This is a genomic window from Pseudomonas sp. Irchel 3E19 (genome assembly GCF_900187585.1).
Lineage (GTDB): Bacteria > Pseudomonadota > Gammaproteobacteria > Pseudomonadales > Pseudomonadaceae > Aquipseudomonas > Aquipseudomonas baetica.
Map to the genome: position 1 here is coordinate 1 of NZ_FYDT01000060.1, position 14,401 is coordinate 14,401.

8 protein-coding genes, 1 rRNA gene and 1 pseudogene are annotated in these 14,401 nt (G+C 57.7%); 9 read left to right on the plus strand and 1 reads right to left on the minus strand.

Annotation, left to right across the window (positions count from 1 at the left end; all coding sequences use genetic code 11):
* From rrf to CKW18_RS25885, 7 genes are all read left to right on the plus strand, one after another.
* Nucleotides 1-97, plus strand: a 5S ribosomal RNA gene (gene rrf / locus CKW18_RS25855); the annotation flags it as partial.
* A 155-nt stretch (nt 98-252) separates the two neighbouring features.
* Nucleotides 253-3,702 (plus strand): exodeoxyribonuclease V subunit gamma, encoded by a 3,450-nt coding sequence (recC, locus tag CKW18_RS25860; RefSeq protein WP_095191379.1) that lies wholly within the window; start codon nt 253-255, stop codon nt 3,700-3,702.
* The gene (gene recB, locus CKW18_RS25865; protein ID WP_095191380.1) at nt 3,702-7,391 is read left to right on the plus strand and encodes an exodeoxyribonuclease V subunit beta; all 3,690 of its coding nucleotides are present in this window, start codon (nt 3,702-3,704) and stop codon (nt 7,389-7,391) included. The genes recC and recB overlap by 1 nt, the downstream gene beginning before the upstream one ends.
* Nucleotides 7,388-9,493: an exodeoxyribonuclease V subunit alpha gene (gene recD, locus CKW18_RS25870; protein WP_095191381.1), complete on the plus strand. Its 2,106-nt coding sequence runs from the start codon at nt 7,388-7,390 to the stop codon at nt 9,491-9,493. The genes recB and recD overlap by 4 nt, the downstream gene beginning before the upstream one ends.
* A gap of 122 nt (nt 9,494-9,615) precedes the next feature.
* The gene (locus CKW18_RS25875) at nt 9,616-10,191 is read left to right on the plus strand and encodes a YfiR family protein (protein ID WP_095191382.1); all 576 of its coding nucleotides are present in this window, start codon (nt 9,616-9,618) and stop codon (nt 10,189-10,191) included.
* On the plus strand, nt 10,188-11,456 hold the full coding sequence (locus tag CKW18_RS25880; RefSeq protein WP_095191383.1) for a diguanylate cyclase domain-containing protein: 1,269 nt from the start codon (nt 10,188-10,190) through the stop codon (nt 11,454-11,456). The genes CKW18_RS25875 and CKW18_RS25880 overlap by 4 nt, the downstream gene beginning before the upstream one ends.
* A gap of 47 nt (nt 11,457-11,503) precedes the next feature.
* A complete protein-coding gene (locus CKW18_RS25885) occupies nt 11,504-11,956 on the plus strand; it encodes an OmpA family protein (RefSeq protein ID WP_371857652.1) in 453 nt (150 codons plus the stop codon).
* On the opposite strand, the pseudogene CKW18_RS25890 reads toward CKW18_RS25885, so the two are convergent.
* Nucleotides 11,953-12,090, minus strand: a pseudogene (locus tag CKW18_RS25890) (LysR family transcriptional regulator); the annotation flags it as partial. The gene CKW18_RS25885 and the pseudogene CKW18_RS25890 overlap by 4 nt on opposite strands.
* 613 nt (nt 12,091-12,703) lie before the next feature.
* Here CKW18_RS25890 and CKW18_RS25900 point away from each other — a divergent pair.
* Together CKW18_RS25900 and CKW18_RS25905 are read left to right on the plus strand one after the other, a co-directional pair.
* Nucleotides 12,704-13,330, plus strand: coding sequence for a recombinase family protein (locus CKW18_RS25900; protein ID WP_095191386.1), 627 nt, complete (start codon nt 12,704-12,706; stop codon nt 13,328-13,330).
* Between the two features lie 358 nt (nt 13,331-13,688).
* The gene (locus tag CKW18_RS25905; RefSeq protein ID WP_141233159.1) at nt 13,689-14,393 is read left to right on the plus strand and encodes a hypothetical protein; all 705 of its coding nucleotides are present in this window, start codon (nt 13,689-13,691) and stop codon (nt 14,391-14,393) included.
* Nucleotides 14,394-14,401: the final 8 nt, after the last annotated feature.

Consider the following 14,401-nt stretch of genomic DNA (forward strand, 5'->3'; position numbering starts at 1 on the left):
TGGAACCACCTGATCCCATCCCGAACTCAGCAGTGAAACGATGCATCGCCGATGGTAGTGTGGGGTTTCCCCATGTGAGAGTAGGTCATCGTCAAGATTAAATTCCGAAACCCCAATTGCGAAAGCAATTGGGGTTTTGTTTTGCCCGAAGGAAAGTTCGTACAGCACTCACAGACGCCGTCCGGCTGTTATCACCTGCCGACAATGCTAAGGTTCTGGCCTAGCTTTTGTACTTTTCTCCAAGGAAGTCTTATGCCGGACGCCCAGTCCCTCAACGCTGCATTCATGGTGGTTCAGAGTAATAGCCTGGACGAACTGCGCAGCCTGGTGGTCAGCATTATGCGGCGCTATCCGCTGGCTCCCCTGGAGAACGAAATTGCCTTGGTGCAGAGCAATGGCATCGCCCAGTGGCTTAAATTGGCTCTGGCGGAGGACCCAGAAGAAGGCGATCTCGGCGGTTGTGGTATTGCCGCGGCAATTGATGTGCAATTGCCGGGCAGTTTCATGTGGCAGCTCTATCGCATGGTATTGGGGCGAGATGAAATTCCAGCCAAATCCCTGCTCGATAAGGCCCCACTGACCTGGCGTCTCATGCGCCTGCTACCTCAGGTCATCGACCGTCCGCATTTCGAACCGTTGCAACGCTTCCTTACCCACGACACCGACCTGCGCAAGCGCTACCAATTATCCGAGCGTCTGGCGGATCTCTTCGACCAATACCAGGTGTACCGGGCTGACTGGCTTGAGGATTGGGCCGAAGGTCGGCATCAATTGCGTAATGTCAGAGGCGAAGTAAAGCCACTAGCGCCGACAAGTTGCTGGCAGGCTGAACTCTGGCGTGCGCTGTTGGACGATGTGGGTGCTCAAGGTATGGCTCAAAGCCGTGCCGGTGTTCATCAGCGCTTTATCGAGCGCATAAGTCATCTTGCAGAAGCGCCTGCTGGCCTGCCTTCACGAGTCATCGTTTTCGGCATTTCTTCACTGCCAGCCCAAGTGCTTGAAGCGTTGGCCGGGCTCGCGCGTTTCAGTCAGGTTTTACTGTGCGTACACAACCCATGTCGTCACCACTGGGCCGATATCGTCGCCGACAAGGATTTGCTGCGTCATCAGTACAAACGGCAATCGCGCAAGAGCGGCATGCCTGTCGTACTTGATCCCGAGACAATGCATCAACACGCCCATCCTCTGCTGGCAGCGTGGGGCAAACAAGGTCGCGATTACATTAACCTGCTCGATAGCTACGACGACCCCAACAGTTATCGCGCAGCCTTTCGCGACGGACGCATCGACCTGTTCAGCGAAAGTCAGCCACATAATCTGCTCAATCAACTTCAGGACGATATCCTGGAACTGCGTCCACTCGATGAGACACGCGAGCATTGGCCTGCAGTGGATCTGGCACACGACAAGTCGATCCGTTTTCACGTTGCCCACAGTGCTCAACGCGAAGTTGAAATTCTCCATGACCAACTACTGGCACGCTTCAGCGCCAATCCGGATCTGCGCCCTCGCGACGTGATCGTGATGGTGCCGGATATCGACAGCTATGCTCCGCATATCCGCGCTGTGTTTGGTCAGCTTGATCGCTATGACCTGCGCTTCATTCCGTTCACCTTGGCGGATCAGGGCCAGCGCGGTCGTGATCCCTTGCTGATTGCGGTCGAGCACTTGCTCAAGCTTCCGGACAGTCGTTTCCCCGTCAGCGAAATCCTCGACCTGCTTGACGTTCCCGCATTGCGCGCCCGTTTCGGCGTCGAGGAGCGCGACTTACCGACGCTGCACCGCTGGATCGAAGGCGCAGGCGTGCGCTGGGGAATGAATGCCGAGCAGCGGGCCGGGTTAGGCTTGCCAGACGAACTGGAGCAGAACAGCTGGCATTTCGGCCTGCGCCGCATGCTTCTGGGTTACGCAGTGGGCAGTTCCACTGGCTGCGCGGGTATCGAGCCCTACGATGAAATCGGTGGACTGGATGCTGCTTTGATCGGGCCGTTGGTGGCATTGCTCGATGCACTGGAACTTGCCCATCAGGAACTCACGCAACCGGCTCAACCCAAAGAGTGGGGGCATCGGCTGCAAGCGCTGATGCAACTGTTCTTCAAAGCCAGCAATGAGCATGACGATTATTTGTTGACCCAGCTTGAAGAGCTGCGTGAAACCTGGCTGGAGACCTGCGAGGCAGTGGGTCTTGAGGACGAGCTGCCGCTGACCGTGGTTCGAGAAGCCTGGCTTGCCGGGCTGGATCAAGGGCGTCTGTCTCAGCGTTTTCTTGCCGGCGCGGTGAACTTTTGCACGCTTATGCCCATGCGTGCCATTCCTTTCAAACTGGTGTGTTTGCTGGGGATGAACGATGGCGATTACCCCCGCGCACAACCACCGCTCGACTTCGATCTGATGGGTAGCGACTACCGGCCGGGCGATCGTTCCAGGCGCGAGGATGATCGCTATCTTTTGCTTGAGGCGCTCCTCTCTGCCCGCAATCAGCTCTACATCAGTTGGGTCGGCCGCAGCATTCGTGACAACAGCGAGCGGCCTGCCTCTGTACTTATTGGCCAGTTGCGTGACCACCTTGCCAGCGGCTGGCGATTGATTGACGAGGGTCAGGATCTGTTAAGCGCCGTGACGCAAGAACATCCATTGCAACCCTTCAGCGCGCGCTATTTCCATGAAGGTGATCAGTTGTTCAGCTATGCCAGCGAGTGGCAGGTTCTGCATCAAAGCCACGAGGTGCAAAACGAGGCCGAGTTGCTCGCGCCCCATGTTCAAGACGAACCGCTGAGTCTGGCGCTGTTGCAGGACTTTTTGCGCAATCCGGTCAGACACTTTTTCACCCAGAGGCTCAAAGTGTACTTCGAGGCAGCCGAAGCACCGCTGGCCGATGAGGAGCCATTTGTACTGGACGCTCTGCAGCGGTATACGCTCAGCGATAGCCTGCTCGAAGCCGCGCTCGGGCAACCGGACAACGTCGAGCAGGCGCTCGAGACTCACGCTCGACGTCTGCAAAACAGTGGATTACTGCCAATGGCCGGGTTCGGCGAATGCCTCCAGCGGGAGTTGATCGAACCGCTACCGGACCTGCTGCAACGCTATCGGCAACTTCTGACGCTTTGGCCGACGCCGGTGACCAGTGCGATCCCGATCAGTCTCGATTTGCAGGGTTTGCGGCTTGAAGGTTGGCTCTCGGGTTTGCATCAGCGTGCAGACGCTGGCGTGCTGTCGGTCACGACTATTCCTAACAGCATCGGCTCGATCAAAAGCCGTAAATGGCATCGATTGACCAAGCCATGGGTCAATCATCTTGTCGCCTGCGCCAGCGGTCTTTCATTGACCACGGCATTGGTGGCCAGCGACGACACGTTGCTGCTTGAACCGATGGAGCAGGAAAGAGCCATGCGTTTCCTTGGGGATCTTCTGCTTGCCTGGCAGGCCGGCATGCGCCAGCCTTTACCGATTGCGGTGAAGACTGCTTTTGCCTGGCTGTCCCAGACCGATCCGCTCAAAGCCGAAGCCGCTGCCCGCAAAGCCTACGAAGGTGATGGCCAGACCAGTGAAGGCGAGCGCCGCGAAAGTCCTGCGCTGTCCCGACAATTTGCCCGTTTCGACGCATTACTCGCCGACGAGACATTCTCCGGTTGGTGCGACGCCTTGTACCGCCCTCTGTATGAAGCGCCATGGCGTTCGTTGTCCAGTGAAGGGGCGCGCTGATGAGTTCGAAGACACCACTTGCTCTGGCGTTTCCCCTGCGTGGCAGCCAGTTGATCGAAGCCAGTGCCGGTACCGGCAAAACCTTCACCATTTCAGCGCTTTATTTGCGGCTCATCCTTGGCCATGGCGGCGAGTCGCACGGTTTCTCTCGCGAATTGCTGCCCCCCCAGATTCTCGTGGTGACATTTACCGATGCTGCGACCAAAGAACTGCGTGAGCGGATTCGCACACGGCTAGCCGAGGCCGCGCGATTCTTCCGTGACGAAACACCAGCGCCAGATGCCCTGATCGCAGAACTGCGCGATCAATTCGACTCTCAGCAATGGCCCGGTTGCGCCAATCGCCTCGATATCGCCGCGCAATGGATGGACGAAGCCGCTGTTTCCACCATCCACAGTTGGTGCCAGCGCATGCTGCGTGAGCATGCCTTCGACAGCGGCAGTTTGTTTACCCAATCGCTGGAAACCGATCACAGCGATCTACTTGGCGAAGTGCTGCGCGATTACTGGCGTCTTTTCTGTTACCCAATGCAGGGGGACGCCTTGAACTGGGTTCGCAGTAACTGGGGTGGGCCCGCTGCGCTGTTACCTCGTGTGCGTGGCTTGTTTGCCAGTGAGCAGGGCAGTGACGAAGGCAAAAGCCCTGCGCAGTTGATCGAAGAGTGCTTGCAAGAGCGCCGCGCAGCGTTGATCGAACTGAAGATGCCTTGGCGGCAATGGGCCGATGAGTTGCTCGCTATCTGTCATCAGGGCGTTGAAAGCAAAACCGTCGACGGTCGCAAGATGCAGCCGCGGTACTTCGAACCGTGGTTCGACAAGCTCAAAACCTGGGCCGAAGACGAGTCCCTTGAACAACTCGACATTGGCACAGGTTTCACCCGACTGACGCCTGACGGAATGGCCGAAGCCTGGAAAGGTCAGGCTCCGAGCCACCCGGGACTTGATGCCATGCCCGGACTCAAGTCGAGTCTGGATTCTTTGCCGACCCCAGATGCCGCGGTGTTGCAGCACGCCGCGAAATGGGTCGGTGCGCGCTTCGAAGAAGAGAAACGTCGCCGCGCCGAAATGGGCTTCGACGACATGCTGTTGCGCCTGGATGCCGCGCTGCAATCGGAGGGCGGCGAACGTCTCGCGACACTGATCCGCGAACAATTTCCGGTAGCCCTGATCGACGAGTTTCAGGACACCGATCCGGTGCAATACCGAATCTTCGAAAGCATCTACCGCATCGAAGACAACAATCCGGACACCGGCCTGTTTTTGATCGGTGATCCCAAACAGGCGATTTACGCCTTCCGTGGCGCAGACATCTACACCTATTTGCGCGCTCGCCAAGCCACCACTGGCCGACTGCATACGTTGGGCACCAACTTCCGTTCCAGCCATGGCATGGTCAAAGCGGTCAATCACGTGTTCGAACGCGCCGAGTCCAGAGAGCAGGGACGCGGCGCGTTTTTGTTCCGGGAGAAAAATGGTGACAACCCGGTACCGTTTCACCCCGTCGAATCGCAGGGCCGTAAAGAGAAACTGCAGATTGCCGGACAAGACGTCGCGGCGCTGAATGTCTGGAACTTGTCTACTGATCAGCCGCTGTCAGGCGTGGTCTATCGGCAGCAGTTGGCGGCAGCATGCGCCAGCGAAATCACGGCACTGCTCAACGGCGGGCAAATCGGCAGCGCCGGATTTACTCAGGACGGCAAGGACTTCAAAGGCCTGCGACCGTCCGATATTGCGATTCTCGTCCGTGACGGCAAAGAGGCCCAGGCGGTACGTGGTGAACTCGCGACCCGCGGCGTGCGCAGTGTTTATCTGTCGGACAAGGATTCGGTTTTCGCCGCGCAGGAAGCCCACGATCTGCTTTCCTGGCTCAAGGCCTGCGCCGAGCCGGATGTCGAGCGCTCCCTGAAAGCCGCGCTGGCTTGCGTCACCCTGAATCTGCCATTGGCTGAACTGGAGCGGCTGAATCAGGACGAACTGGTCTGGGAAACCCGCGTCATGCAGTTCCGCGGTTATCGCGAGCTCTGGCGCAAGCAAGGTGTGCTGCCGATGTTGCGGCGCCTGTTGCACGACTTCCATTTGCCGCAGACCTTGATCGCCCGCAGCGATGGCGAGCGAGTGCTGACTAACCTGTTGCACCTGTCGGAGCTGATGCAGCAAGCCGCCGCCGAACTGGACGGTGAACAAGCGCTGATCCGTCATCTGGCGGAGCTTCTGGCGTTGTCCGGGCAAGCCGGTGAAGAACAGATTCTGCGTCTGGAAAGTGATGAGCAACTGGTCAAGGTCGTGACCATCCACAAGTCCAAAGGCCTCGAATATCCGTTGGTGTTTTTGCCCTTCATCTGTTCGGCGAAACCGGTAGACGGCAGCCGTTTGCCGCTGCATTACCACGACGCTTCGGGCAAGGCTCAAGTGAGCTTGAAGCCAACCCCCGAGCTGATTGCGCAAGCAGACGATGAGCGTCTGGCCGAAGACTTGCGCCTGCTTTATGTCGCCCTGACTCGCGCGCAACATGCCTGCTGGCTGGGCGTGACAGATCTCAAACGGGGAAATAACAATAGCTCGGTCCTGAATCTTTCTGCTTTGGGCTACCTGCTTGGCGGTGGCGAATCATTGAAGGAGTCCACGGGACTGGACCGATGGCTGCAAGATCTGCAACAAGACTGTGCGGCCATCAGCATTGGTGAAATGCCGCAACCCACCGACGAGCATTACCAGCCACCACGCAATGAGGCCGTCCTCACTGCCACCCTGCTACCCAAGCGCAAGGCCAGCGAGAACTGGTGGATTGCGTCCTACAGCGCATTGCGCATCAGTGACGTATTGAGTGTCGGCAGCGATGAGGCACCGGACAGCCCGCAAGCACAGAAGCTGTTTGATGACGAACGCCTCGATCCCGATGCACCACGGGAAATCATCGCCGGTGGCGCCGATATCCATCGCTTCCCCCGGGGCCCCAATCCGGGAACGTTTCTCCATGGTTTGCTGGAGTGGGCGGGTGACGATGGTTTCGCCGTGACCCGTGGGGCGTTGGAGGATGCAATTGCCCGGCGCTGTAATCTACGCGGCTGGGAGGGCTGGATCATCACGCTGAGTGACTGGCTGCAGCACCTGCTCAAATCGCCACTGCCGATTGCTGGCGGACAACCTCCGGTCATTCTTGAGCAACTCAAGCAGTACCGGGTGGAAATGGAGTTCTGGTTCGCCAGCCATAAAGTCGACGTGCTCAAACTCGACGAACTGGTGCGCCAGTACACCCATAAAGGCGTGGCGCGGGTCGCGGCGGAACCGGTGCAGCTCAATGGCATGTTCAAAGGCTTCATCGACCTGACCTTCGAGCACGATGGTCGCTATTACGTGGCCGACTACAAGTCCAACTGGCTGGGTGTCGATGACCTGGCCTACACCGAGCAGGCCATGGAACAGTCGATCCTCGACAACCGCTACGACCTGCAATACGTGTTGTATCTGCTGGCGTTGCATCGCCAGCTCAAGGCACGATTGCCCGACTACGATTACGACCGGCATGTTGGTGGCGCGCTGTACCTGTTTCTGCGCGGTACTCGGGCGGACAGTCGCGGTGTTTACTTTGCGCGTCCCCCCCGTGAGCTCATCGAGCGTCTTGATCGAATGTTCCAGGGCAAACCCGAACCCAAGGCCGAACCCGCTTGGGAACAGGGAGTCTTGCTATGAGCCGCACCTTCGACGATCTGTTGCCGACGCCGCTGACAGCAGACAGCCTGTCTTCACTCTCGCCTCTGACCAGCGCCGATGATTTGCTGTTGCTGCTTACCCGTTGGGTCGAGCGAGGCTGGCTGCGTGCGCTGGACAAAGCATTCGTCGCATTTCTGCACGAGCTTGAGCCGGATACTGATCCACTGGTATTGCTCGCTGCCGCACTGACCAGCCATCAACTCGGTCATGGCCATGTGTGCCTCGATCTTTTCGAAACCCTCAAAGCGCCGGATTTCGCCCTGTCGCTACCGCCCGAAGGCGATGTGCAAGGCGGGGTGCTGTTGCTGCCGTCGCAACTGCTGGAGGCACTCGACGGTGCTTACTGGTGCAAGGTGCTGGCAGACAGTCCTCTTGTGGCGCTGTCGGCAGATGGCAGTGGTTCGGCGCAGCAACGTCCACTGGTGATGTCCGGGAAACGCCTCTACCTCAGACGTTATTGGACCTATGAGCGCCGCATCGATACGGCTTTGCGCCAACGTCTGGCCCAGGGCGAGGCGACGCCGGATGATCTGCCGCAGCGGCTGAATGAATTGTTCGGGGCGGTCAAAACCGACGATGTGATCGACTGGCAGAAACTCGCCTGCGCCATTGCCACACGTGGAGCCTTCAGCATCGTCACGGGTGGTCCTGGCACGGGTAAAACCACCACGGTGGTGCGTTTGCTGGCATTGCTCCAGGCGCCAGCGGTCGAGGCGGGCCACCCATTGAGAATTCGTCTGGCGGCGCCGACTGGCAAAGCGGCGGCGCGGTTGACCGAGTCCATCAGTCAGCAAGTGCAATCACTGAAAGTCGCCGAAGACGTGCGGGCCAAAATCCCCTGCGACGTAACCACGGTGCACCGTTTGCTTGGCAGCCGTCCCGGCACTCGTCACTTTCGTCACCACGCGGGCAACCGCTTGCCACTGGATGTGCTGGTGGTCGATGAAGCGTCGATGATCGACCTGGAAATGATGGCCAACCTGCTCGACGCTTTGCCGGCCCACGCGCGACTGGTGTTGCTGGGCGACAAGGATCAATTGGCGTCCGTAGAGGCGGGAGCGGTGTTGGGGGATCTGTGTCGCGATGCCGAAAGCGGTTGGTACAGCCCGCAGACCCGGCAGTGGCTTGAGTCGGTTAGCGGTGAATCCTTGCAGGACAGTGGTTTGCATGAAGACGTCGACGGTTCCCATCCGCTGGCGCAACAGGTAGTGATGTTGCGCCACTCACGGCGATTCGGCGAAGGCAGCGGCATCGGCCAACTCGCGCGGCGGGTCAATCAGCAACTTCCCGATGAAGCGCGGCAGTTGCTGGCGGCGGGGCACTACGACGATGTGTATTCGCTGCCGCTAAAAGGCGAGCACGATCACAAACTGGAGCGACTGCTGCTAGAGGGCCATGGCGATGGCCCGCAAGGTTACCGGCATTATCTGAGCGTGCTGCGCAATCAGCGCCCGGCGCTCGGCAGGCCGCTCGAACATCCGGACTGGATCGACTGGGCCCGTGAAGTCTTGCAGGCCTTCGACAGCTTCCAGTTGTTGTGTGCAGTGCGCAAAGGGCCATGGGGCGTTGAGGGTTTGAACCAGCGCATCACGGCTGCATTGCTCAAGGCCCGTCTGATCGAAAATGACCAGCAATGGTACGAAGGTCGTCCGGTGTTGATGACCCGTAATGACTACGGACTGGGTTTGATGAACGGCGATATCGGCATTGCCTTGAAACTCCCCGAGCGAGAAGGCCCCGACGCCGGCAAACCGGTGTTGCGTGTAGCCTTTCCGCGCAATGATGGTCAGGGCGGCGTGCGCTTCGTTTTGCCGAGTCGGCTTAACGACGTCGAAACCGTGTACGCCATGACCGTGCACAAATCCCAGGGGTCTGAGTTTGCCCACACCGCGTTGATCCTGCCTGATGCCTTGAACCCTGTATTGACCAAGGAGCTGATCTACACTGGCATTACCCGAGCCAAGCACTGGTTTACTCTGATCGAGCCCCGCGCGGGGGTCTTTGAAGAGGCGGTGCAGCGCAAGGTAAAACGTCTTAGCGGACTCATGCTGGAACTGGAAGAGGGCGCTGAGGTTCAGTGATGATGAACGCTGCAGTTCGCGGCGATTACTGACTAACCAGTCAGGACTCGCTGTATCGCTGGTGATTCAGCGCTGTGCTATCGTTGCGGCATCATTTCGTTAAGATCCAAGAGAATCCCTGCATGAAGGTGACTGTCTGGGCGACGGAGCGCGTGTTTCGCTGCAAGCACGCAGTGCTTGTCGGTCTGCTCTGGTTGTTGACAGGCGTAGCCGTCGCGCAATCCCAAGCGCCGGTGGGCATGGCCGAGCAACGGGCAAAATCTGTTACCCAAGTCGTTCTTGGCATCCTCAGTTACGCACGCTGGCCGGTGGAACCTGCGCAACTGCGCCTGTGTATCGTCGGCCCGACCGAGTACACCGATGACCTGGTCAAAGGCACCACTCAAGCGACCGGCCGGCCAGTGGCCGTGCGCCGACTGCTGGCCGATAACCCGGCCATCATCAGCGAGTGCGATGCGGTGTACATCGGCAAACTCACGGCCGATGAACGCAGTCGGCTGTTCGCCTCATTGACCGGTCACCCGGTGCTGAGCATCAGCGAAGGTGGCGATCAATGCACCGTCGGCAGTCTGTTCTGCCTGCGAGTGGGTGACGAGCAGGTGTCCTTCGAAGTCAATCTTGACTCCGTCGCCCGCAGTGGCGTGCGCATTCATCCAAGCGTGCTGCAGTTATCGCGTCGCAAACCGGCGGCACCATGAGTTTGTTCAATTCCAAAATTCGCCCCACGCTGGGCTCGGTCATCGGTCGCGGGCATTTGATTGTGGCGCTGGTGGCCGTGGCGATGGCCAGTGTGTCGTTGACCTTGCTGGGCGTTCTGGCGCTGCGGGTTTACGCCGATCACAACCTGCAACTGATTGCCCGCTCGATCAGCTACACCGTGGAAGCGGCGGTGGTGTTTAACGACAAGCCTGCTGCCACTGAAGCCTTGGCGCTGATTGCTTCCACCGAGGAGGTGGCGCAGGCTCAGGTGCTCGATGCGCAGGGCCAGTTGCTTGCACGTTGGCAGCGGTCGGAGAACGGCTTGTTCTCCGAGCTGGAAATGCAGATTACCCGCGCCCTTCTGGAGAAACCGATCAGCCTGCCGATCTTGCATCAAGATCGCGAAATCGGCCGCGTCCTGCTCACCGGCCACGGCGGCAGCCTGATGCGTTTTCTGCTCAGCGGTCTGGCGGGAATTATTCTCTGTACCGCGATCAGTGCCTGGGTTGCACTCTATCTGGCGCGTCGACAGTTGCGCGGCATTACCGGCCCGCTGCGCAGTCTCGCTGCCGTGGCCCACGCCGCTCGCAGCGAACGCGCGCTGGATCGACGCGTGCCACCCGCGCAGATTGCCGAACTCGACAACCTCGGCAACGACTTCAATGCCTTGCTCGACGAGTTGGAGTCTTGGCAAACCCATCTGCAAAACGAAAACGAAACGCTGGCCCACCAAGCCAGTCACGACAGTCTGACCGGTCTGCCGAACCGCGCTTTTTTCGAGGGTCGACTGATCCGTGCCCTGCGCAACGCCAGCAAACTCCATGAGCGCGTAGCGGTGTTGTTTCTCGACAGCGACCGCTTCAAAGGCATCAACGATCGCTTTGGGCATGCGGCCGGTGACGCGGTGCTGGTGGCCGTTGCCAATCGCATACGCGCGCAGTTGCGCGAAGAGGATCTGGTCGCGCGGCTGGGCGGTGACGAATTCGCCGTACTGCTCACGCCCCTGCACAAGATCGAAGACGCCGAACGCATTGCCGACAAGATCCTCGCCAGCATGGACATGCCCATCGCGCTGCCGGGTGACACCAGCGTTGTGACCTCGCTCAGTATCGGCATCGCGGTTTACCCCGATCATGGCGCTACACCGGGAGCCTTGCTCGATGCCGCCGATGCGGCGATGTATCAAGCCAAGCGCCTGTCGCGTGGCGCCCAATTCACGGCTGGGTCGGAGCACCCGGTCGAACCCGTTCAAACCAGGAGCTGATTCCCGTGTTCACACTGCCCATTCGATTTTTTTCCGTCGTGCTGTTGATGGTCACGCTGACCCTTGCCGGTTGCCAGACCGCCCCGCAAAAAGGCCTGACCCCGGCGCAAGTCGCCGTGCTCAAACAGCAAGGCTTTGAGCCGACCGACGAAGGCTGGGAATTTGGCCTGTCTGGCAAAGTACTGTTTGGCAGCGATGTCGAGAGCCTGAACAACCAAAGCACCGAGATCGTCGAGCGCATCGGCAAGGCGCTGTTGGGCGTTGGCATCGAGCGCGTGCGCGTCGATGGCCACACCGATGCCTCGGGCAAGGAAAGTTACAACCAGCAACTGTCGCTGCGCCGCGCCGAGAGTGTCGCCAAAGTGCTGGGCACGGTCGGCATGAAGCAAGAGAACATTCAGTTGCGAGGCTTGGGCAGCAGCGAACCTGTGGCGTCCAACGACACCGCTGCGGGCCGAACGGAAAACCGCCGGGTGTCGATTGTGGTCAGCGCCGACTAATCGGCGAACTGCATCTCACGGGTCTGCCCCATCAACAGACCCTGATTGCGCTCGGTCACCTCGCGGATGTAATCCCACAACAGGGTAATCCGCTTCAACTTGCGCAGATCCTCCCGGCAGTACATCCAGAACTTCAAGGAATTCAGGTTAACCCAATGATTACGGGGGCTAACCGCCATGAGTATCCTTGAAGTTCGACCTGCTGTTACAAACACCGTTACAACACTCGCTTTTCCTTCGAAGCCAACCACAAGGCTTGCTAAGCCCTATCACTACAGACGCAACGGTATTTACTACATGCGTCTCAGGGCTACGGGTAGCACCACTGAGGCTGCTGCGGTTTCTCTTCAGACCAGCAATAGGAGGGAAGCATTAGACACCTCAGAGCAGCTCACGGGGCTGGTCAGGGCATTTCATTTGGAGAACCCGGACGCTCTTTGGAGCAAGCTGAAGGAGCACTTCCGTTTGGTATCAGCGGAGTTATTTGAATCTGGACGCGAGGTCGTCACACAGTTGTGGGGGGCGTTGCACGATAGCCGCTCCGATTCCGTGTGCAGGTCGCTCAGTCTTCTTAAATCCGAAAAGGGAGCTTCGGTATCCGTACCTGTAATCGCACCAGTAGACCTATCCGGTAGTGCGGCGGACTCTCAGCAATGGCGAAAATAAACTATCAGTAATCTCTTTAAAATAGATTAACGATAGTTTGTCATTGCTCTATCAAGTCAAGACTCCAAAGGATAGTCCGCCATGAACGCCCACTTGTACCTCCGAGCATCGACCAAAGACCAAGATGCCAACCGGGCAAAAGTCGCCTTGGAGCTGTTCGCTGTCGAGAAAGGATTGAGCATCGTTGGCGTGTATGCAGAAAACATCAGTGGCACCAAGCTCAACCGTCCTGAGCTGCTTGCCTTGCTCGATACTGCCCAGAGTGGCGACGTACTATTGGTTGAGTCTGTAGACCGCCTGAGTCGCCTCTCACAAGCTGACTGGGACACGCTCAAGGCCACTATCAGGGCGAAGGGGTTGCGTTTGGTTGTGGCTGACCTGCCAACCAGTCACATGCTCGTTGAGGCGAAGGGAATCACCGGTCAAATCATGGACGTGATCAACAACATGCTGATCGACCTCATGGCAACCATGGCACGACTGGATCAAGAGAAGCGTGTAGAACGCATCAAGCAGGGTTTGGAACACAAGAAAGCTGCTGATCCTGAATGGAAGCCATCAGGTAAAGGAAGGAACGCTGCCAAATGGGCTGAGGTACAGGCGCTGATGCAGAAACATCCAAGCATGTCTGCTGATCAGATTGCCAAACTGGCTGACTGTGGTGTCGCTACGGTGTACAGGATCAAGAAAGAGACGAAGGCGGCGTAACGCTGGTTGTTGCACGGGCGATTCTGATCAAGCTATCCGGGGCCAAGTGCCCCACCTAATTTTAGGAAAGCTGCGGCTTTCATTTGGCACCCTCGCACTTGGCTTAGCACCTCAGGCAGAACCACCAAACTTATTTTTATAACGGAGAACCCAATCATTATTGAAGTGCCCCCGCAATTTTGGCGGCGAATTGGGTTTTCGCGTAGAAAACGCCTCTGCTTGTTTCTGTCAAGTTTCAGGTCATGACCTGGAAGGTGATTCCTGTCTGACGGCGGGCGGTGGGGAGCGCACGAATCATCTGCGATCTAGGATCGTTACGCTCTGATATAATGAGTCTTTTGCATTATGGGGCAGCGTTGTGAATGGAATCTGGCGAAGGATAACTAAGTGGTCGCTCGGAATATTGGGCGCTGCTGGTCTTGCACTGATCGCATATGTTGTTGAGCATGGGGAATTACCTACATGGCTATCGACTATCCTAAATACAATATCGGTTTTTATGCGGTTGGAGGCTCCATTAGCATTTTGGCAAACGCTGCTTATATTTCTGACGCCATGTGTGTTTTTTGGTGGAATGGTCGCATACCTTTTATACAGGAACTCTACTGATATAAATGATTTCAATGCTCAGTGCGATATATTGGATGCCACTGATGCAGCTATGAATAAACTGGAGCAGCGGTATAAATATTTGAAGTCTGAGCATGCCAATCTGCTGGCATCAGTCCATTTGTTAACTTCCTCAAATTCTGAGTTGTTGGCTCAGAATGAAGAGCTGAAAAACTCTGTTGCGATGATGGCCTCGGATACACCTGAAAAGATGGAGGTCAACGGGATTTATTTGCTTGTGCTCAAGGCTATCGCCTCGCTGACCGAGCGTGACTTAAGGGTTGATCTAGATAATATTGAGGCTGTAGTAAGGCTCGGGAAAATCCAGACTCATGCTGCTCTAGACGTGCTGAAAGAAAATGGTTTGATTTCCGCCTCAGCCAACGTTCGAGGCACACGCTATCGTTTCACTGCTCAAGGCCGTGTTTGTTATTTAGAGCTTAAAGGCGAGTAATAGGAAGG